The sequence below is a fragment of the Corynebacterium sp. HMSC14H10 genome, from assembly GCF_001807105.1.
Taxonomy (GTDB): domain Bacteria; phylum Actinomycetota; class Actinomycetes; order Mycobacteriales; family Mycobacteriaceae; genus Corynebacterium; species Corynebacterium jeikeium_D.
This window is the reverse complement of the sequence record NZ_KV787414.1, coordinates 1-18,493: the sequence shown is the minus strand read 5'-3', so window position 1 is coordinate 18,493 and position 18,493 is coordinate 1. Positions and strand designations below refer to the sequence as shown.

16 protein-coding genes are annotated in these 18,493 nt (G+C 59.8%); 1 reads left to right on the top strand and 15 read right to left on the bottom strand.

Features of this window, described 5'->3' with window-relative positions:
* Positions 1-67: 67 nt before the first annotated feature.
* From rfbB to HMPREF3135_RS03280, 15 genes are all read right to left on the bottom strand, one after another.
* Positions 68-1,060: a dTDP-glucose 4,6-dehydratase gene (gene rfbB, locus HMPREF3135_RS03350; protein ID WP_070438043.1), complete on the bottom strand. Its 993-nt coding sequence runs from the start codon at positions 1,058-1,060 to the stop codon at positions 68-70.
* Between the two features lie 52 nt (positions 1,061-1,112).
* A complete protein-coding gene (gene ccsB / locus HMPREF3135_RS03345; protein WP_016421998.1) occupies positions 1,113-2,123 on the bottom strand; it encodes a c-type cytochrome biogenesis protein CcsB in 1,011 nt (336 codons plus the stop codon).
* 172 nt (positions 2,124-2,295) lie between these two features.
* Complete coding sequence (locus tag HMPREF3135_RS03340) at positions 2,296-3,984, bottom strand: cytochrome c biogenesis protein ResB (RefSeq protein WP_070438040.1); 1,689 nt, start codon at positions 3,982-3,984, stop codon at positions 2,296-2,298.
* A gap of 15 nt (positions 3,985-3,999) precedes the next feature.
* On the bottom strand, positions 4,000-4,875 hold the full coding sequence (locus HMPREF3135_RS03335; protein ID WP_141739572.1) for a cytochrome c biogenesis CcdA family protein: 876 nt from the start codon (positions 4,873-4,875) through the stop codon (positions 4,000-4,002).
* 8 nt (positions 4,876-4,883) lie between these two features.
* On the bottom strand, positions 4,884-5,498 hold the full coding sequence (locus HMPREF3135_RS03330; RefSeq protein WP_049192980.1) for a TlpA disulfide reductase family protein: 615 nt from the start codon (positions 5,496-5,498) through the stop codon (positions 4,884-4,886).
* A 54-nt stretch (positions 5,499-5,552) separates the two neighbouring features.
* Positions 5,553-6,251 carry a histidine phosphatase family protein gene (locus tag HMPREF3135_RS03325; RefSeq protein ID WP_083280602.1) on the bottom strand — a complete coding sequence of 233 codons (699 nt, stop codon included), beginning with the start codon at positions 6,249-6,251 and terminating at the stop codon, positions 5,553-5,555.
* Between the two features lie 7 nt (positions 6,252-6,258).
* Entirely contained in the window at positions 6,259-7,605 is a 1,347-nt protein-coding gene (hemL, locus tag HMPREF3135_RS03320) for a glutamate-1-semialdehyde 2,1-aminomutase (RefSeq protein ID WP_070438036.1), read from the bottom strand.
* Between the two features lie 35 nt (positions 7,606-7,640).
* Positions 7,641-10,232: a heavy metal translocating P-type ATPase gene (locus tag HMPREF3135_RS03315; protein WP_016421992.1), complete on the bottom strand. Its 2,592-nt coding sequence runs from the start codon at positions 10,230-10,232 to the stop codon at positions 7,641-7,643.
* A 19-nt stretch (positions 10,233-10,251) separates the two neighbouring features.
* Entirely contained in the window at positions 10,252-10,632 is a 381-nt protein-coding gene (locus HMPREF3135_RS03310) for a hypothetical protein (RefSeq protein ID WP_016421991.1), read from the bottom strand.
* A complete protein-coding gene (locus tag HMPREF3135_RS03305; RefSeq protein WP_016421990.1) occupies positions 10,629-11,273 on the bottom strand; it encodes a hypothetical protein in 645 nt (214 codons plus the stop codon). The genes HMPREF3135_RS03310 and HMPREF3135_RS03305 overlap by 4 nt, the downstream gene beginning before the upstream one ends.
* Before the next feature lie 45 nt (positions 11,274-11,318).
* Positions 11,319-12,377, bottom strand: a complete 1,059-nt coding sequence (gene hemB, locus HMPREF3135_RS03300) for a porphobilinogen synthase (protein ID WP_070438168.1) — start codon at positions 12,375-12,377, stop codon at positions 11,319-11,321.
* Between the two features lie 47 nt (positions 12,378-12,424).
* Positions 12,425-14,092: a bifunctional uroporphyrinogen-III C-methyltransferase/uroporphyrinogen-III synthase gene (locus HMPREF3135_RS03295; RefSeq protein ID WP_016421988.1), complete on the bottom strand. Its 1,668-nt coding sequence runs from the start codon at positions 14,090-14,092 to the stop codon at positions 12,425-12,427.
* A gap of 204 nt (positions 14,093-14,296) precedes the next feature.
* Positions 14,297-15,229, bottom strand: a complete 933-nt coding sequence (gene hemC, locus HMPREF3135_RS03290) for a hydroxymethylbilane synthase (protein WP_049190547.1) — start codon at positions 15,227-15,229, stop codon at positions 14,297-14,299.
* Positions 15,230-15,244: 15 nt separating this feature from the next.
* Positions 15,245-16,687: a glutamyl-tRNA reductase gene (locus tag HMPREF3135_RS03285; protein WP_083280601.1), complete on the bottom strand. Its 1,443-nt coding sequence runs from the start codon at positions 16,685-16,687 to the stop codon at positions 15,245-15,247.
* 224 nt (positions 16,688-16,911) lie between these two features.
* A complete protein-coding gene (locus HMPREF3135_RS03280) occupies positions 16,912-17,154 on the bottom strand; it encodes a glutaredoxin family protein (RefSeq protein WP_016421985.1) in 243 nt (80 codons plus the stop codon).
* 164 nt (positions 17,155-17,318) lie between these two features.
* On the opposite strand from HMPREF3135_RS03280, the gene HMPREF3135_RS03275 reads away from it, so the two are divergent.
* The gene (locus HMPREF3135_RS03275; protein ID WP_016421984.1) at positions 17,319-18,443 is read left to right on the top strand and encodes an HAD family hydrolase; all 1,125 of its coding nucleotides are present in this window, start codon (positions 17,319-17,321) and stop codon (positions 18,441-18,443) included.
* Positions 18,444-18,493: the final 50 nt, after the last annotated feature.

Genomic DNA, 18,493 nt, shown 5'->3' with positions numbered 1-18,493 from the left:
CTGTGGCACGCGTTGAGTGTGCACTGAGTGTGCGTTGAGGGTTCGCTAGGCATGCCCCAGCAGCGAACTACAACTCCTGCTCGCGCTCCGCGTAGCCAGCCTCAGCGGCATCGTAGGCCGCCGCCCACCAGGACTCGTTGGCGCGATACCAGTCGATGGTCTCGGCGAGCCCCGCGGAAAAGTCTTGGTAGCGCGGCTGCCAGCCAAGGCTGCGGATGGATGCGGGGTCAATCGCATAACGACGGTCATGCCCCGGGCGGTCAGTGACATGGACAAAGTCGGACCGCTCACGACCGAAGCCCTCCAGGATGTCTCCGACCACGTCGAGGTTGGAACGCTCGCCATCGGCACCAATCAGGTAGGTCTCCCCCACCTCGCCAGAATCCAAGATTGCCCAGACCGCGTCGTTGTGGTCATCGACGTGAATCCAGTCCCGAACATTCTCGCCAGTGCCGTACACGCGAGGGCTACGACCGCGCAACAGACCACAGATCTGGCGGGGAATCAGCTTCTCCGGATGCTGCCTCGGCCCGTAGTTGTTCGAGCAGTTACTAATCGTCGCAACCAACCCGAAGCTGCGCACCCACGCCCGGACAAAGTGATCCGCTGAAGCCTTGGAGGCCGAGTAGGGGCTGGAGGGTTTGTACGCGGTGGCCGTCGTAAAGCGTGCTGGATCGTCGAGAGCGAGATCGCCGAAGACCTCGTCGGTGGGGATGTGGTGAAGGCGGACGTCGTGGGTGGCGCAAGCCTTGGCCAGATTCACGGTGCCCATGACATTAGTGGTGACGAAGGGATCGGCATCCACCAGCGAATTGTCGTTATGGCTCTCTGCGGCGAAGTGGACGACCACGTCGAAGCGGGGCACGAGGCGATCGATCAGCTCCGCGTCACGAACATCGCCGCGGATGATTTCACAGTCCGCGCCATCCAAGCTCGCAGGGTTCGCGGCATAGGTGAAAGCGTCCAGCACCGTGACATTCACATCGGGCCGTGTAGCCAGAGTGCGGAGAACGAAGTTGGAACCAATAAAGCCGGCACCACCGGTGACGAGAACGCGCATGGAAGCGATTCTAGTTCACCCGGCGATGCCGGCTTTGTACAAGTGTGAAGACTTAGTTCAGACCAGCGTAGGAGTGCAGGCCCGAAACCACCTGGTTGATGAAGAAGAGGTTGAACACCATGGTGGCAAAACCGAAGATGTTGATCCACGCGGCCTTGGTATTACGCCAACCCGAAGTCGCGCGAGCGTGCAGGTACAGGGCGTAGATAATCCAGGTAATCAGCGCCGTGGTCTCCTTCGGGTCCCAGCCCCAGTAACGACCCCATGCGGACTCGGCCCAGATAGCGCCCAGCACAATGCCCAGACCGAACAGTGGGAAGGACCAAATAGCGGTGCGGTAAGCAATCGCATCCAGCTTTTGAGCATCCGGCAGCGGCGCGACCAGTTTGCCCAGGAAGCCCTTTTCCTTGCCCTCGCGGTTGTACATCCGCAGCATGTAGAGAATCGAGGCAACACCGGAAATCAGTGCGATACTGCACCCGATAGAAATAATCGAGACGTGAACCGGAATCCAAATCGACTGCAGTGCCGGCACCACCGGAGCAGCCTCAACATATAGGTTCTTACCACCGTAAAACATCAGCGCCAGAATCGGAGCCAACAGCCACGGCCAGAACACACGCATGGTTTCACGATGCAGTACGCCAGCTGCAATTGCCATAGCAAAGAGGATTGAAACTGATACGTACTCGTAGAGGTTGCCCCACGGGAAACGCTGCACGGCCAGGCCACGCAGCAGCACCGATGCAAAGTGCACGGCCACCCCGACGTAAATCAGCATTTCCGTCACAACGCCGAGTCGGTTCGTCAGCACCTGGTTCTTAGGCTCGCTTGCCGACGACTTCGTCGCCGACTCCCCCGAGTCAGCAACACTAGCGGTGGTAGCTCCCTCACCCGCACCGGCGGCTACCAGCTCGCGTTCCGCAACCTGGCTTTTCGCTTCAGCGGCCGCGATACGACGACTGTAGTAGGCAATGGAAATAACAAAGGCCACAAGATAAAAGGCGAAGGCCGTGAAGTACGACCAGTCCGAAAACTGCGCCAGTGTCTTATTGACGAGCATGTACTTGGCTCCAAAGTGTGGAATTAGCGGAATACTTCTTCAAACCCTAGTACTAAAGCAGGACTAAGCAAAAGGGGACCGGGGACACGGGGGACGCAAAAATGCGCGGAGGCGCAATTCTCGCCCCCGCGCATTCACCCTGCAGTAATGATGGACCAGACTTAGTGGTCAGTTAGCTTTTGTCCTTGTCGTCCGCGCTCTCGTCGGTCGCAGCATTGTTGTCAGCAGCATCCTCGTCATCACTGTCACGTTCCAGGATGTCATCTACGATGTACTGGAACTCCTCGCCCCAACCTGCCTTGTCGGTGCGGGCAAGGCCACCGAACTCAACGCGAGTGCGGCCATCTTCCAGCGGGAACATGCGCACCCAAACACGTCGGCGCTTAATGCCCAACGAAAGAACCATGCCCGCCAGTGCGGCCACAGTTGCCACCAGCACCCAGAACTGCGTGGGATCGTGCGAAACCTGCAAGTTGACGAATTCCTTCGCACCGAGGAATTCAATCTTGGTGCCGTCGGCAAGCTCGGTGGATTCGCCCTGCTTGAGGTTGACGCGGGCTTCCTTAGCCAGCTGACCCGAGTGCATCAGATCGCGGTCGAGGGAAAACAGCCCCTGCGAACGACCGGTGTCCAAGCCCGCGTCGCCGCGGTAGATGTCGACAGCCACGGCCGGGTCTTGCATCGCCGGGTAAGAGGACTGCAGCAGAGCACCCTTTTCACCAGTAAACTCCGCGGTCGGAGCGAACAGTCCCTCGATTGCAATCTGGTTCTGGCGGCGCTCGAACAAGTCCGGGTACATGCCTGCTGGTGGGTCGAAGCGCAGCGCACCAGAGGACAGGAAGAAGGTCGGATCATCCGGACGGAACTGGACAATCGACGTACGCGACTCGCCATTCGGCCAGGTCACCTTGAACGCAGGCGCAAAGCCGTGCCCCTGCAGGTAGACGCGGTCACCGGCGACGCGCAGAGGGTGGTTGACCTGCAGCGTGGTCTTCTCCCACTCATCGACAGGCTTACGCATATCCTCTTCTTCTGCGAATCGGATGTGCGAGGTAAACATCTTGGCCTGGCCGTTCGGCAGGTAATCGGCCGCGAAGTCCTCTACCTGAATACAGAACGGGTTCAAAGTCGTACCGTCGAAGGTGTTTCCCGAGCGCAGCGAGTCATAGTTCGCCGCAGCGGTGTTACAGAACGGAACGCCCACCGCGCTGTTGACGTTGTCATCAGAAATTTCGGTGCCGGTGTTGGTCAGCAGAATGACCTGGCCCTCGTAATAGATCATGCGCCCCAAGCCGACGATGATAATCAGCAGCGCAATGCCCAGGTGGAATACCAAGTTGCCGAGCTCACGCAGGTAGCCCTTCTCCGCGGAAAAGGAGCGTGCCCCGGCGCGATCTTCATCTGCTGGAGTCTCGGTCAACGCCCACTTGTTCAGGCGCTCACGCACCCGCTCAGAAACTTCGTCCGCGGAAGCATCGACCACGGCTTCGTCGTGAAGCGGAAGACGCGCCAACCGTTTCGGTGCCCTGGCCGGCGGTGTCTTCATGGCCTTGTAGTGGTCGATGGTGCGCGGAATAATGCAGCCGACCAGGGAAATCAGCAGTAACGCCACGATGGCGACGAACCAGACGGACGAGAAGACATCGAAAAGCTGCAGCTTATCCATGATCTCGGCGGTCTTGCCGTTGGCGGCAAGATACTGGTCGACCTTGTCCTTATTCAGCGAGCGCTGCGGCAACAGGGCACCCGGAACCGCTGCGAAAGCGAGGATGAACAGCAGAATCAGCGCCGTGCGCATGCTGGTCAACCAATTCCAGACCTGCTGGAAGGGCTGTCGTACCTTATTCCAATTCACCGACATTGAAAAAATCTTTCACTAAATTGGCGTTACCGTATCAGTAATAAAAGCGGCCTGAACCCAGGCAACAAAAACATCCCACAGTCCCGTGACCAGGGCAATTCCGACCAGCACCAGCGCCACACCACCGATGAGCTGAATGGTTCGCGAGTGCTTACGCAAGAAGTCCACTCCACGCATCGCACGTGCCGACCCCAGCGCCACCAAAATGAACGGCAGCCCCAGCCCCAGGCAGTAAGCGATAATCAGCGCCACTCCCCTGGCCGCAGTCATGCCCTGTGTACCTGCGGACACCGAAATAATTGCAGTCAGCGTCGGGCCCAGACACGGCGTCCACCCCAGCGCGAACACCGCGCCGAGCAGTGGCGCTCCCAGCCACGTGGTCCAGCGCTTCGGCGCCATGCGGGTGTCTTTCTGCAGCGCTGGCACCATGCCCATGAAGGCAAGTCCCATCACGATGGTCACCACGCCACCAACAATCGTCAGCGTGCGCGCCTGCAAACGCAACGTGGACACGAGCCCGAAAATAGAGGCCGAACCCAGCACAAAAATGACAGTAAAGCCCAACACGAACAGCAACGCAGCCAGGCCGACGCGGGCTGTTGAGGAACGCTGGCCACGGTGTCCATCGCCGTCATGCTTATCGACGGCGGTTGCGTCCGCAACTCCCGTCGTCACGCCATTGCCCTGCGCCCCCGATGCTCCGGAAATACCAGTGAGATAGGAGACATAACCGGGCACAAGCGGAATAACGCACGGGCTGGCGAAGGAGACGAGACCGGCCAGTGCAGCGGCGAGCAGCCCCAACACAATGGGACCGCCGGTGGCGACGTCGGCGAACTGTTGGCCGATGCCATCGGCAGAAAAGATCGTGTCCATGGCAAGAGTTGACATGCCGGGGCCTAGCCCTCCGCCTTCACTTCATTGACAGCCTTCATCAGCATGGTGTGATCGACCTCGCGGAGGAAGACCTTCGCCGGGCGGTGCTGCTTGTCCAGGATGATGGTCGTCGGAATCACCGACGCCGGGATACCACCGAGCGCACCGGCGTTGACGAAAGCCGGATCGTAGATGGACGGGTAGGTGATGCCGTTGTCCTTCACAAAGTCGATGGGAGCTTGGCGGACATTGTCGCGGACGTTAATGCCGAGGACAGTGCCGATGCCTTCCTCTTCCATCTGTTCTTGGACGTACTGCAGGTCATCCGACTCGGAGCGGCACGGTGCGCACCACTGGCCCCAGGCGTTCAGAACCACAATCTGGTCCTTGAAGTCATCGAGGGAGATTTCCTTGTCGTCGTCCTCGAGAGAAGGACCGAAGACATTGCCGACCGGCTTGCGCTCCTCCGGTGCGTAGTCAATGATTTGCTGACCACCCGGAGAAACGAACTCGAACTGACCGCCAACGGCAACGGCGTCGTGTCCCACCGACTCTCCGGGGTTACATGCCACGAGCGACAGAGACAGAGTTGCTGCCGCCAGCGTTGCTGCAATTCGGGACGATGAGACCTTGGCCACCTGGGGTGCCACCTTCCGGGGTCAGTGAAACTTCAACAAGACTATTTATTCACCTTACAGGTGACCGGCCGGTTCACTGTAGCGCACGTCGACAATGGTGTCTCCGACGAAGATCAAAGAGGTCACGCTCGCCAGATCGCACTGCCTAGTTGCCGGGTTGTGGGCGAGCTTCAAGTACCGCGCACGACGCTGAGCTGCAATGATGCACAGCTGGTGCGTCACCAGCACCGCTTCCGCTCCTTCGGCGGCCTCGCGGGCTCGCTCGATGGCGTGGAACATACGGTCCGCGATCTCCTCGTAGGGCTCGCCCCAACTGGGCACGCTCGGACGACGCAGCCGTGGCCAGTACTTCGGATTCCACAGTGCGGAGTCAATGCCCTTGATGTGCAAACCCTCAAAGGAGTTGCCAGCCTCCAGCAAATCTTCATCCAGGGTCGGCTTCATGCCGATTACCTCGGTGAAGGGCCGCGAGGTTTCCTGCGTGCGCTGCAGCGGAGAGCAGGCGAAGTAGCGGATGTCGTGGCCTTCGAAGGACGAGGCCGTGGCCGCTGCCTGGCGCTGACCGCGCTCAGACAAGTGCCAGCCGGGCAGGCGACCGTAGAGAATCTTATCCGGGTTATAAACCTCGCCGTGGCGGACGAGATGTACGACCGTGGTCTTGGCGTGCTTTGTTGCACGCTTGGATGCCTGGTTCTCCGGCTGTGTCGGCTGCGATTCCTGCTGCTCGGCCTGCGAATTGGTCTTGTTCGGCACGTGTCACCTACTCCGGCTTGGCGGTTGCCGCCGCCTCGGCCGCGCGGGCTGCTGCACGCTCGATAATCTCGAAGTCGGCGTCGGTCAGCGCAGCGGAGACGAACCAGGTCTCGTAGCAAGAAGCCGGCGGGTAGACACCATTGGCCAGTAGGGCGTGGAAGAAAGCCGGGTAGCGGAAAGTATCCGCTGCCTGCATCTGCTCAAAGTTATGGCCCTCGCCCTCGGCGAAGCGTGGCGAGAGCATCGTGCCCGCACGCTGAATGTGGTGGGCCACGCCCTGCTTGGTCAGGGCGTCGGACAGAATCGTGGCCAGGCGATCTGCGTTGGCTGCGACGGTGTCATAGACATCCTTCGTGGCATTTTCCAGGTTGGCCAGTCCAGCTGCCATAGCGACCGGGTTACCGGAGAGTGTGCCTGCCTGGTACACCGGACCGTTCGGAGCCAAGTACTCCATGACGTCGCGGCGACCACCGAAGGCAGCTGCCGGCAGACCACCGGAGACGACCTTGCCGAAGGTGGTCAGGTCACCGGCCACACCATCAATGCCGTACCAGCCGTTGTAGGAAGCGCGGAAGCCAGTCATGACCTCATCGAGAATCAGCAGTGCGCCGTCTGCGTGGCAGACTTCCTTCAACTTCGCGTTGAAGTTGTCCTGCGGTGCGACGGTACCCATGTTGCCCGCTGCCGCCTCAGTGATGACACAGGCAATCTCGCCCGGGTTCTCAGCGAATGCGGCCTTGACGGCCTCAATGTCGTTATAAGGAACAACAATGGTGTCGGCAGCCGATGCACCGGTGACACCCGGCGAATCCGGCAGACCAAAAGTAGCGACACCGGACCCGGCCGATGCCAGCAGCGCGTCCACGTGACCGTGGTAGCAGCCGGCGAACTTGATGATCTTGGAACGGCCAGTGAAACCGCGAGCCAGGCGTACTGCGGACATAGTGGCCTCAGTGCCGGAGTTGACCAGACGCACCTCATCTACCGACGTGCGCTCAACGATGTGACGAGCCAGGTCGGTCTCAGCCGTCGTCGGAGCGCCGAAAGACAAACCGCGAGTGGCGGCGCTCTGAACGGCCTCCACCACTGCCGGGTTCGCGTGGCCCAGAATCATTGGACCCCACGAGCAGACCAAGTCCACATATTCGTTGCCATCAACATCCACGAGACGAGAGCCCGCGGCGTGGTCAATGAAACGTGGGGTGCCACCGACGGAACCGAAGGCGCGGACCGGCGAGTTCACGCCACCCGGCGTCACTGCCTGAGCCTGCGTAAAGAACTCTGCCGAACGATCGGTGAGCTCAACGTTTTCTGGGACATGAGGAGCATTAATGTCTTGAGTCACGGTGACCATCGTAGACGGCCACTCGGATGAAGGGCTACCCTGCCCTACCAACGTCCCAGCTTCACCCTGAATAGATGCTTGCGGCGAGAGGACACTCGACGGGATCGCCAGTCGATCCACAAGCTGGAGAAAATCATCAAAAGCGATGCCAGCAGCGGGTGAATCATACCGGTCATACCCAGCAGGATGACCGCAACGTTGTAGAACCACGCAAAGTAGATGTTGGAGTCCATCATCCGCACCACAGCACGTGCGATTTCAATGGCCTCCGGAATCGACAACACGTTGTTACGCAGTGCCACGACATCGGCGTAATCAACATCAAGATTCTGATTGCCTTCGGTATTGTCCATCAAAACACCCACGTCAGCGGCACGCAGAGAGTCCCGGATGTCCTTGTCGCCAACCATCACGACAGTCTCGCCGTCACTGTGGACCGAACGCACCGCAATGGCCTTGCGGGAGGCAATGATGCCCGCGAATACTCGTGAGATATTCAGCCGGTCAGCAAAACGACGGGCTACTGGATACGGATCTCGCGTGATCATCATGGTGTCCACGCCCATATCTTCAAGCTGGTCGATGCTCTCGACCGCATCGGGCTTAATGTCCTCACCAATGGTGATGACACCACGGACCTTGCCACGCCACGACACCACCATCGGAGTACCGCCACTGAGCGCAGCCACGGCCATTTTCTCGCTGAGTGCAGTGAGATCACGCGGACGCCAAACACGCCCCTCAACAAAGCGCATCTCCAACTTGTCGTCCGAGTCCTTCACCGGGATCTCTACCTGGCCAACGAACGCACCGTCTTCCGCAATTGCGACGTGTACAGTCTCAATCCAGTGCGGCACCTCACCACCGCCGGAACCGGCGTCGCGGGATACACGGCACGCGCGCACGATTGCCGCTGATGCCGGGTGGTTGCTCTCCATCATGAGAGCGCCCGCCACACGCAGAACCAGATCCGGATTTTCATTGCGCTCAGCGGCGACACCGAGCACGTGGGTGTCACCCTCGGTCAGCGTTCCAACTCGGTTAAAAATCACCACATCAGCAGCGGCCAGCTTTCGGAAAGTCTCATTGCCACGAATCAAGATTCCGTTACTAGCACCGGCCAGAATCCCGATGCGCTGCACGGTCGACGTAGACATTGCCAATGCCACCGGCGCGATGCCCGAGAGCATAGCCAGCGCCACCGCGAGGGCACCGCTCATCGTGCCCGTCGCCAGCCACCAACCGCAAAAAGCCACGCCCGCCAACGACAGCGTCCATGGCACCAGCTCTGATGCCGAGTGCACTGCGGTCTGGTGCATCACCGTTTCTTCTCGAACCGCTTGACGCAGCCAACGTGCTATCGATGACGCCCGGGTCTTGAAACCAGTGCGCTCCACACGCACCTTGAGCTCCGAATCCAGGTTGATTGCGCCGGCCCAAACCTTGGAATTGACCTTGACCTTCTGTGGTTCAACGCCGATACCGAGTAGCTGCGCATCCATCGTGGACGCACCACCGATGACTGAGCCATCAACCGGAATCACCGAGTGCGGTGGAACCACGATGTCATCACCGATATTGAGCTCCGCGACCGTCACCTCCACCCGTTTCGGCTCCGCGGATTTGGCACTCTTGCGCACGACTGTCACGTTTCGCTCAGCTGGAATGCGCAGGTTGCGCAAAATCTGTCCAGTACGCACCTTGTTGTAGCGCGTAAACATGCGACCTGTTAGCAACAGCACGGTCAGACCGCAGGCAACGTCGAAAAACACCTCTGCCGAGGCGCTTTCCCGGTAGTTGAAAGCAAACCACGTGGGCGCAGTGGTATAGCCAATCTGTCCCGCGGGGCCAAAAATAAGCTGCGCCAGTGACCACAGCCACGCCAGCAGGATGGCAATGGAGCTCGCCCCATCCAGCGCCGACATCCGCCGACGCAGAGACGCCGCCATTGCACGGTGGAACGGCCAGCCACCCCACCACACCACAATCGTGGTCAGCACAAGACACATCCACTGCCAACCCGGGAACTGCCAGTTGACGTTCAACGACGTCACCAGCACCGGAATCGATAGGAACAGGCTGCCCCAAAAGCGCTGCTTGGTCACCAGTTCACGCGCCGTGAACAATACTTCCGCACCGCCGCCGCTTCGGCGCAGGGCCGCTTCACGACGGCGAATGCGCTCCTCCTCATTCTGTTGAGCGGCAGCCGGAACAGCGGGACGGCGATGTTGTGACACATCCAGCCGAGTTGCACGACGCCGAAGCGTGCTGCGCGTGAGGTACGACTCGACCCCAATTTCGCGGAGAGCTTCGATGAACTGATTCGGATCGATGGTATCGGGCGCTGTAATCCACGCGCGTCCGGGCTTGTAGACCACAGAGGCCGTCACATCTGGAAAGGATTCCAAAACATGCTCAGCACGCTCAGCACTCTCGGCGTTTTCCAAGTTTTCCAGGATGAGTGCGAAAGCTGTGTTGGACTGGCCTCTGCGGTGTGCAAGCCGCTGATGGGCACTTTCTTCGTCGATGTCCTGACGGCTTCGTGGCAATGCCTTACGAGCAGCGACCTTGGCATCCACAATCGCTTGTTCAACGCGATTGTCCAGAGAGAAATCAAACTCACCGGTGTCACTCATGGCCTTTGAAACTTTCCGTCTAATCCTGTGGCTGGTTGGCGCGCGTGAGCGCTAATTCACGATAGAGCAACAGTAGTCCACACGCCATCGCCAGGCTGGGCGCGATAACCCATACAGTCAGCGCTCCAGCCATAATGGCAAAGAACATGGCGAGAGCCGTGATAATCACCATGATGAGCAGGCAGTTCCGGGAGAGTTTGAACTCAGTGGCCGTCGGCAAGCAGCCGCTACCAATAAGCGAGCAGACCAGCGTCACACCGGCGACGATGTAGATATCGCGGCCAACGGCGGCGGGAGCCTGCGAATAGTCGCCGGTGACCAGTATCAAGCTCAGGACAATCTGGGCGATGAGCGCGACGAAGAGCACCCACTGCCAGGGCCGACTCGGCAGGGACATCATCGCTTGGACTCCTCAGGCTGCTTGGATTGCTTGGGCTGTGACTGGCCCAGCTGCTGTTGCCGCTTTGGATCAGCGCCATGCTTCGACGCTCTCGGCAGATGCGATTCCGGAGCGGACGGCGTCCACGGTTTCGACGGGCGCTGATGATCGAAGTAGTCCTTGGATTCCTTCGAAGCGGCGAGCACTAGGCCCGCTACCGCGGCAGTGGCCGAGGCGATTCGCACAATTCCGCTGATAAGAACGAGGGATGCCGGCACTCCCGATTCTGAAGCCGTAGAAGAGAAGAAGGACATCAGCGCCGACAGTGCCAGGTAAAGCGAGCCGATAACCAGCACGGTGCGAGCACCTTCGCTCCCCTTGCGCATTCGCTCGATGATGGCGAAGAACGCGATGCAAAGCCCCACTGCGAAAAAGAACGCGATAACGATAGTCGCCTTCATGGCAGCATCAATCTGGCCCTCGCTGAACCCCGGGAAATTCTCCTTAGCGGTTGAGGGGCTCATCAGCATTTCCGGATGCAGCCAGTAGGTCACCGTAGCTACCGCAGCGACGAGCAGCTGCAACACGGCCGTAACCCGCCACGCCTGCCTAGCTCCCTCGACCTGCTCGGGAATTGCGGGCTTCTTCTCTTCTTTAGTCATCCGTCCACTTCTCGATAATTATTACTGCACGTTCACCCGAGCGAATTAGAACTGGGCGCGCAGCTTCTTCGCCAAGTCCACCGCTGCGTAGGTCAAAATCTGCTCCGCACCGGCACGGCGAATGCTCAGTACTGCCTCCATCATCGCAGCATCCAGGTCAATCCACCCGTTGGCGGCAGCGGCGTGAATCATCGCGTACTCACCAGAGACCTGGTAGGCGGCAACCGGCACCGGCGACATATCCGCGACCTCGCGCAGAATGTCCAGGTAGCTCATGGCCGGCTTGACCATCACCATGTCCGCACCTTCGTCAACGTCGAGCTGCACTTCAAGCAGGGACTCACGACGGTTTGCAGGATCCTGCTGGTAGGTACGGCGATCGCCCTGCAGCGAGCTGCCAACGGCTTCACGGAATGGACCGTAGAAGGCGGACGCGTACTTTGCCGAGTACGCCATGATGGAGACATCCTCATGGCCAGCGGCATCCAGACCCTCGCGAATGGCGGCAATCTGGCCGTCCATCATGCCCGATGGGGACACGATATGTGCACCGGCGTCGGCCTGCGCAACGGCCATCTTGACGTAGTTAATCAGCGTGCGGTCATTCTCAACGACCGTGTTGCCGAAGCGATCCGTGCCCAGCACGCCACAGTGGCCGTGGTCAGTGAACTCATCCAGGCAAGTGTCGGCCATGATCAAAATGTCATTCCCGAACTCGTCGCGGAGACGACGCAGGGCACGGTTGAGTACGCCCTCCGGATTCCAGGACTCAGAGCCCTCGCCGTCCTTGTCCGCATCCAGCGGGACACCGAAGAGGTCAACTGCCGAGATACCTGCCTCAACAGCCTCGCGCACAGCTTCTACCAGGGAGTCCTCGGTATGCTGCACTACCCCGGGCAGGGAGCTGATTGGCTTCGGCTCATCAATACCATCTGCAACAAACATGGGCAGGATGAGATTCTTCGGAGTCAGTGTCGTCTCCGCCGTCATCGCACGCATCACCGGGTTGGTGCGCAGCCTGCGTGGGCGACGAATCGGGAGAGGAAATCCAAACTGTTCGAGATCGATTTCGCGGGATGATTCAGAAGCTCCAGATGTAGTCATAAAGACAACCTTAATCAAAACGCGAACTCGCTCCGGTACGCCCCTGCTCAGTCCTTGGTTTTACGCGAACGACGACGCTTCTTGCGCGGTGGTGGCAGCTGCCCTGCCGCCCGCAGTTGCGCAACATGCTCTGCCAGCGCATCCACCAGCTCCGGGATGCTTGCGCGCTCCGGCACGACATCTACCCGCAGGCCGTACTCGCGAGCCGTGGCTGCGGCCATCGGCCCGATGCAGGCAATGATGGTGCGAGCATGCGGCTTACCCGCGATGCCGACCAGGTTCTTCACCGTCGACCCCGAGGTAAAGCACACTGCGTCGAAGCCACCGGACTTAATCATGTCGCGGATATCCGCACTCGGTGGCGCTGCCCGCACGGTACGGTAAGCGACCACATCATCAACTTCCCAGCCCAGGTCAATCAGACCGTCGACAAGCACATCGGTGCCGATATCGGCGCGCGGCAGCAGCACGCGGTTGACCGGATCGAGATCCTCGATGTACTCCGGGAACACGTCGACAATGCCCGCGGCATTTTGACGAGTGTCATCCGGAAGCAGCTCCGGAGTGATGCCGAGATCGCGGATGGCAGCGGCGGTGCGATGGCCGACTGCTGCGATGCGGACCCCGGCGAAGGAGCGCGCGTCCAAGCCGAATTCCTGGAACTTCTCCCACACTGCGGTGACGGCGTTGACGGAAGTGAAGACAACCCACTGGTAACGGCCGTCGACAAGCCCCTTGATGGCGCGTTCCATCTGCGCCGGGCTGCGCGGTGGCTCGATTGAGATGGTCGGGACCTCAATCGGGATGGCGCCGTGCGCAACGAGACGGGCACTCATCGGCCCTGCCTGCGCCTTGGCACGTGGGACCAGCACCTTCCATCCGTAGAGAGCGCGGTTTTCCCACCATGAGTACTTCGAACGATTGTCCACACCCTTGCCAAGCGTGACCACCAGCGGACCGGTCAGGTCACCCGAGAGCTGCGCCAAGGTGCCCAGCGTGACGTCGTAGGTGCGCTGCAGACGAGTCGTACCGTTGACAGTCACCGACACCGGCAACGACGACGGCAGGCCGCGTTCGCCGAGCTCAGTTGCAATGGCGGACAGGTCGTCCTGCACGGCCTGCAGTACCAGCGGCTGTGGTGCCTGGGCCAGCTCGTCCCAGTCCACATCGGCGCGACCGAGATCGGTCTCCGTGTACGTCGAGCCCAACGCGATACCGGCAAATGCCGGGACGGTGGAGGGCACGGACATGCCAGGGACAATCTGGAACTCAACATCGGCGTGCGAGACGTCGTTGATTTCGGCCAGCAGCGAATCGTTGGTCAGCGGATTGCCTGCCACCAAACGCACCACGTCATTGCCTTTAGCGGCTTCTTCGACGAGCAGGTTGGCCATCTTCTTGGGATCGTCGATAGGCGTGCGCAAATCTGCGGCGGTCGGTGGTGCCGGACGCGGCGGCTTACGACGAGATCCCTTGGCCTTGGCTGCGGCGCACATGCGCTCGTACTCTTCCTCGGCTTCCTTCAGCAGCTCGGGAGGAACAGGCACATCGGTTGCGACGAGCTCTCGAACCCCCGGCATGACATCGGCGTCGACGTAGGCGATAGCGGTGTCTGCGAGAATCTCACGGGCGCGAAGCGTCAGCAGGTCGGGATTTCCAGGACCAGCGCCGACGAACAGGATGCGTCCCGTTGCTGAGGGGAGGGAGGTGTTCATCGTTGCGGAGTGATTTCTTTTCTATTGGTTGTTCACTTTTCGTGCCGATGAGTCTTGAAGGAAGAAAGCGGACATGCGCCAACGCATGTGAGTGGCAGGTGGACACCTGAATCTCACATGCGAGCACACGAAGGAAACCCTTATCCCAACGGCATGCATACAGGCCTATTAGCATAAAGGGTTTGAGCCAAATTAACTAACCGGCTACTTTTGAGATTCCCGCAGGGTATCGCCCATTACCTCATGAGCACCCCGTTCGAGCAGGGCCGCCGCAACCTTCCGGCCAAGCTCATCGGCCTTATCCACGTTTGCGGTAGCGGTCTCGAGCAACTGACGCGAACCGTCGAGTGCGAACACCCCCGCCTGCAGGGTGAGTTCACCACTGTCGCTCACGGTTGAGTAGGCCGCGACCGGAGCGGTACAGCCCGCTTCCAGCTCATTGAGTACCGCGCGCTCAGCGACAGCGCGGGCATGGGACACCGGGTGGTCAATCTTGCGCAGAATATCCACAATTTCGCGGTCAGCAGTGCGGCACTCCAGCGCCAGGGCGCCCTGAGCCGGGGCCGGCATGAGGACGTCCACGTCCAGGGATTCCGCAATCTCTCCGAGGCGCCCCGTGCGCTCCAGTCCGGCGCGAGCCAGAATGACAGCGTCCAAGTCCTCAGAGACGCGCCCCATGCGGGTTTCGATGTTTCCACGCAATGGTACAAGTTCGAGATCGGAGCGCAGCGCACGCAACTGAGAGACACGACGCGGCGCGGAGGTACCCACACGAGCCCCCTCAGGCAGGTCCATCAGCGGCGTGGCATCGCGGGAAATCAGTGCTTCTCGCGGATCGACGCGCTCCGGCACGGCTGCGACCATCATGTCGTCTTCCGGCAGGGTCGGCAGGTCCTTAAACGAGTGCACGATAATGTCGCACACCCCCTCGCGGAGTGCATGACGCAGCGCCTGGGTGAAGACACCGATGCCAATCTTTTCCACCGGGTCGTGGCGGTTATGGTCACCGGCGGTCTTTACAATCACCAGCTCTGCAGGCTGTCCCAGCTCAATCAGTGCATCACGGACGTGACCGGCCTGTGTCGTGGCCAGTTCCGAGCCCCTGGTACCGATACGAATAGTCGCTGGGTCAGGCATGTTTCCCTCCGGGTGTTAATTTTTGGTGGTTTCAGCAACGCCTTCAATGATGGCACTACTGTCAAGACCATACTGCTCAAATCCCTGCATCCGCCCAATTCGGCCCTCTACCATGAGATCTGCGGGGATATCGGTGTCAGCATACAGGCCAGAGGGGGTGGATAGGGGCAGGTCGAAGAGCTTCTGCAGGGCAAGCGCATAGTTGCCACCACCCTGCTGGCTAGAAAGCTTCTTGACCTGCACCGTTGGCGCGTGCAAGAGCTTATCGACGACGCGGCGAACCGTGGACTCGACCTCGCGACGTTCCTTTTGAGTAAGACCCGGTGTCTTCGCCTCCAGGCGAGCGAGCTCAGCCGCCGCCACATCCGCCGCGCGCTCACGCAGAGCGCGAACAGTCGGTGCTACCTCGCTTGCGCGCTGCGCCGTGAGGTAGGACTCCAACTCTTCGGCCACAATGTCGCGCGCTGCAGCCTCATCATCACGACCCGGAACCTCCGTGCGAGTCATCTGCAGCAATTCGATGTTGAAGAGTGCGATCCCCTCAAGCCCGGAGACATCCTCCGCGACGTCGCGAGGCATAGACAAATCGACGATGGCGAGCGGGCCGTGGTTGACAACATCTGCAGCTGAGACCACTGGAGTCATGGCTCCGGTGGCACTGACGAGAATGTCCACATCATCGAGGACATCAGCGAAATCATGCAACGCAATAGCAGTAGCGGGGATGCCCGCTTCGATCGAGTGGTTAGCCAGGTTCTGCGCCCGGTCAACGGTGCGGTTGGCAATAATCAGACGATCAATGCCGCAGCGCCCCAGGTAACTGGCGGCCAGCGAACTCATCGCACCGGCGCCGAGGATAAGGGCCGAACGTCCGGCCAGAATATCGGTACCCTCAGCGACGTCAACACCAGAGTTGAACCCAGGATGCAGCGCAGCAATCGCCTCATCGATGGCCACGGAGACCATCGATGCGCCCGCATTATCAATCAGTGTTTCGCTGTGGACTCGCTTGCCTGTGTGCAGCGCCTTCTGCGCCAAGTCATGCAGCATGCGACCGACGGTGCCGGCTTCGTCCGCTTCCTGGTAAGCATTGCGAAGCTGACCGATAATCTGCTGTTCCCCCAGCACCATCGAGTCAAGACCAGCACACACCGAGAAGGCATGCTCCGCTGCGGCCTGTGCGTATCGCACATAGAGGTGCGGTGTCAGTTCATCGAGTTCGAGCCCAGTACGACCGACAATTTCACGGACCACGGCCGATAGGCCAGAGTGGAAGCCGTTGGCCACCACGTAGTACTCAACGCGGTTACAGGTCGACAACAGCATCGCTTCGCTGATCGCTTCATCCGCGACCAGCCGAGCCAAAATGGCCTCTCGCTCAGTTTCACCGACGGAGACCTTTTCAAGAAGGGTCACCGGTGCAGACCGGTACGACATTCCGACGAGAAGCACACTCACCGCTCAATCACCGCTCTATTGCTCCTTCACAGGCCCCGCTACGGGCTTTTTCACACAGCTATGACTGTTAACGCTAGACAACTCCGCCATCTCGTCACAACAAAGGCATACTTTACTTAGTCTCTACCTCGATGTTCGCAGCACTCCCCTACTTCTTTGCCGCTACTCCACATTCTGCCATGTCTCCGCAGCTCCTAGCAGTTCGGCAGAGTTGTCTCCCGAACTTATTCGGCCTCCGCTATCGCTTCCAGGAGTTCATCATCATCGATTTCCCAGCAAGCGATTTCCTCATCATTGACCAAAATCACCGGCACGCGATCGCCAAATTCCATGGCCAAGTTCGGATCGGTATCGACGTCTTCCACCTGGAACTGCGCATTTTGGTCCCGAACTAGCGGCTCAATCTGCGCAATCACTCGGGCGCACGAACCGCACGTCTTCCTACTCATCACCGTCACAGTCACCATAACGGCCAGTCTAAAGGTCGACTGTTTCGCTTTACGACGTCCCCCTCCCCACACTTCCCCTGCAAAAGTGACTCTTCTTATCCTTGCCCCATCCGCTCCTTGAATCTCAGCGCGCAGCTTTGCCTAAAGAGCGGATACTATTCAACAAGAGCTTCCGATAACGGATGTCGGTTGCATACACCGTGGAAAGAGATTTTCGTGCCGTGAGTGAGTTCAGTGCCGACAACCGCTCCCCCTTCCCCATCGACATGCTGGGTGACCTTGCGTCCTCGCAGGGTAACGTCCGCAACTTCCTCGAGCAGGTAGTTCTCGCTCCGCTCAATGATGAAGCACAGGAGGAAGCTGGTGCTGCAGCGGCTGCCAATGCACTGGAAGCTCTCGGCGAGGTCTACGACGTCGGCGGCGAAGAACTGGCTACGGGATTTCGCAGTGTAGCGGGTGCCGAAGATGCCGCTGGCGGTGCACGTGTGCTCTCGCAGCCCATTCCAGGTGTCGAACGCGATCAGGGCGCAGCCGCTTTCTTCGATGTGGACAACACGCTTGTCCAGGGCGCATCAATCTTCCTCTTTGCCATGGGTTTGGTCGAGCGCGGCTTCATCAAGAAGCGCGATTTGGCCGGCATGATTTGGAAGCAGCTGAAATTCCGAATCTCAGGCGCGGAAAACGCCGCCGACGTAGCTAAGGCCCGTGAACAGGCATTGGAGTTTTTCGCCGGCCACGATGTGAATGAAATGGTCAAACTCGGCGAAGAAATCTTTGAAGAAAAGATCAGCGACCGCGTTTACCAGGGCACCCGCGATCTTGCGGAACTACATATCCAGGCTGGCCAAGAGGTCTGGCTGGTCACCGCCACCCCGGTGCAGCTGGCCCAGGTTATCGCTAAGCACATCGGACTGACCGGCGCCCTTGGCACGGTCGCCGAGGTCAAAGATGGCAAGTTCACTGGCCGCCTGGTAGGCGATATTCTCCACGGCCCGGGCAAGAAGCACGCGGTGGCAGCTCTGGCGGCCTCCTCCGGGTTGGACATGTCTCGCTGCACGGCATACTCAGATTCCGCCAACGACATTCCCATGCTGTCCATGGTGGGCACCGCCGTGGCCATCAACCCGGACCGCAAGTTGCGGAATTACGCCCAGAAGATGGGGTGGACTATCTACGACTATCGCCACTTCCGCTCCGCAACTTTCGCCACGATGCGGTGGCTCTCGATCGGAGCACTGCTGGCAGGAGCTGTCGGGGGCGCGGGACTCGTCGGCAAGCGACTGTGGGACGCGAATAAGGAAAGTTAAGCGCTGCTAGGCGTACTCGAGAGTTAGTGACTGCGTTTATGACAAAAATG

Bases quoted from the DNA above. Each gene is read 5' to 3' on its own strand.
- rfbB (WP_070438043.1), bottom strand. From the start codon at position 1,060: ATGCGCGTTCTCGTCACCGGTGGTGCCGGCTTTATTGGTTCCAACTTC.
- HMPREF3135_RS03340 (WP_070438040.1), bottom strand. From the start codon at position 3,984: ATGTCGGTGAATTGGAATAAGGTACGACAGCCCTTCCAGCAGGTCTGG.
- HMPREF3135_RS03315 (WP_016421992.1), bottom strand. From the start codon at position 10,232: ATGAGTGACACCGGTGAGTTTGATTTCTCTCTGGACAATCGCGTTGAA.
- HMPREF3135_RS03310 (WP_016421991.1), bottom strand. From the start codon at position 10,632: ATGATGTCCCTGCCGAGTCGGCCCTGGCAGTGGGTGCTCTTCGTCGCG.
- hemC (WP_049190547.1), bottom strand. From the start codon at position 15,229: ATGCCTGACCCAGCGACTATTCGTATCGGTACCAGGGGCTCGGAACTG.
- hemL (WP_070438036.1), bottom strand. From the start codon at position 7,605: ATGGTCACCGTGACTCAAGACATTAATGCTCCTCATGTCCCAGAAAAC.
- HMPREF3135_RS03305 (WP_016421990.1), bottom strand. From the start codon at position 11,273: ATGACTAAAGAAGAGAAGAAGCCCGCAATTCCCGAGCAGGTCGAGGGA.
- hemB (WP_070438168.1), bottom strand. From the start codon at position 12,377: ATGACTACATCTGGAGCTTCTGAATCATCCCGCGAAATCGATCTCGAA.
- HMPREF3135_RS03295 (WP_016421988.1), bottom strand. From the start codon at position 14,092: ATGAACACCTCCCTCCCCTCAGCAACGGGACGCATCCTGTTCGTCGGC.
- HMPREF3135_RS03280 (WP_016421985.1), bottom strand. From the start codon at position 17,154: ATGGTGACTGTGACGGTGATGAGTAGGAAGACGTGCGGTTCGTGCGCC.
- HMPREF3135_RS03335 (WP_141739572.1), bottom strand. From the start codon at position 4,875: ATGTCAACTCTTGCCATGGACACGATCTTTTCTGCCGATGGCATCGGC.
- ccsB (WP_016421998.1), bottom strand. From the start codon at position 2,123: ATGCTCGTCAATAAGACACTGGCGCAGTTTTCGGACTGGTCGTACTTC.
- HMPREF3135_RS03275 (WP_016421984.1), top strand. From the start codon at position 17,319: ATGTCGGTTGCATACACCGTGGAAAGAGATTTTCGTGCCGTGAGTGAG.